Source organism: Mesorhizobium sp. M7A.F.Ca.US.005.03.2.1 (assembly GCF_003997795.1).
GTDB classification, from domain to species: Bacteria; Pseudomonadota; Alphaproteobacteria; order Rhizobiales; family Rhizobiaceae; genus Mesorhizobium; species Mesorhizobium ciceri.
The window spans coordinates 1-530 of sequence record NZ_RZRP01001567.1; the positions used below are offsets into that span (position 1 = coordinate 1).

The following is a 530-nucleotide window of genomic DNA, read 5'->3' on the forward strand; positions in this document are numbered from 1 at the left end:
TGGCTGATGCGATTAGCGCTTTGCCGGCGCGCTGTCCAACGGAAATGGCCCAGGCATATCGCCCGAACGTGTGCGGTGGTTCAGACGACGGCAGGCGAGAAAACGCACGCAGTATGAATCCCTTTGGAAATCAGCGCTTCAGGCAGCTGACGGGCCGCTGCCTCAACCCTCCGTTAACCATCCCCATTTACGGTTCGGTAAGTATGGCGCGCGTGCGCCGCGCAAGCAGTGGTGGCGATGTCCGGGGTCCAGCCAGAAAATTCGACGCGACGTGGGGGCAAGGCGGTCTGCGCCTTGCTGCTGGCAACCAGCATGTTTGCCTTGCTGCGCCCAACGGCGCTCCATGCCCAGGAAACCGAACTGCGCGGCGAAGTTTCGGAATCGGCGATCCTGTCCGACCAGCAGCGCAAGGCGAGACAGCTGGCCTTGGCAGCGCAGGGTCAACAGCCGGCCAACGCCGCGCAGGACAATGCGCCGGCCCGCACCTATCTGCCGGCCAGCGCCGGTGCCGTGCCTGACGACGCCGACAC

1 pseudogene is annotated in these 530 nt (G+C 64.7%); it reads left to right on the forward strand.

Annotated features, from left to right (window positions below):
- Window positions 1-237: 237 nt before the first annotated feature.
- Window positions 238-530, forward strand: a pseudogene (locus EN991_RS39170) (hypothetical protein); the annotation flags it as partial.